The sequence below is a fragment of the Herbiconiux daphne genome, from assembly GCF_024979295.1.
In the GTDB taxonomy this organism is placed as follows: domain Bacteria; phylum Actinomycetota; class Actinomycetes; order Actinomycetales; family Microbacteriaceae; genus Herbiconiux; species Herbiconiux daphnes.
In genome coordinates this window covers 1-623 of sequence record NZ_JANLCJ010000516.1, presented here as the reverse complement: position 1 = coordinate 623, position 623 = coordinate 1, and the positions used below count along the sequence as shown (strand labels likewise).

The 623-nt window shown below is 48.5% G+C and carries 1 protein-coding gene and 1 pseudogene; both read left to right on the top strand.

Features of this window, described 5'->3' with window-relative positions; genetic code table 11:
* The first annotated feature begins 10 nt into the window (after positions 1-10).
* Positions 11-139: an SU10 major capsid protein gene (locus N1032_RS28645; protein ID WP_456319127.1), complete on the top strand. Its 129-nt coding sequence runs from the start codon at positions 11-13 to the stop codon at positions 137-139.
* Positions 121-623: pseudogene (locus tag N1032_RS26180) on the top strand (hypothetical protein); the annotation flags it as partial. The gene N1032_RS28645 and the pseudogene N1032_RS26180, both read left to right, overlap by 19 nt.

Sequence of the window (623 nt, the reverse complement as noted above, 5' to 3'; positions counted from 1 at the left end):
CTGGACTCAGATGGTTCTTCGTGCTCCACAGCGTACAGAATTGGCTAAAAACGGCGATAGCACTCAGTACATGATCACCATGGAAACTGGTCTGCGTCACCGTAACCCGTACGCATCTGCGTGGGGTACAGTAAAGTAAGCGGCGCTCCAGCTCCAACAATTACTATCGGAACTCAGCCGACTGCTACTTCTGTAGTTGCTCCGGCTGCATTCACACTGACTGCTGCTGCTACTGTAACTGGTGGTGGCGCAGTATCTTATCAGTGGTTTGGACCTTCCGGTGCTATTAGCGGTGCAACGAGTGCGTCTTATACTAAGACCCCTTCTGCTGTAAGCGACACTGGTGATTACCATGTTGTCGTATCCGCTCCTGGTGCGCAAGACGTAACTTCTAATACAGCTACTGTTACTGTAACAGCGACTACTACCCCTACTCTTAAAACAATTAAGATTAGTAAAGGTACTGGTACCTCTGTTGTAGGTGGTACAGATGCTGCTCCTACCCTGTCCGATACTACTCTGGTAGCTGGTGGTTCAGGTGAGGCTACAGCTCAGATTGATGTTGTTACTGATGTAGGTGCTTCATTACCTACTAATACAACCTTCACTTTGACTGGTACAGA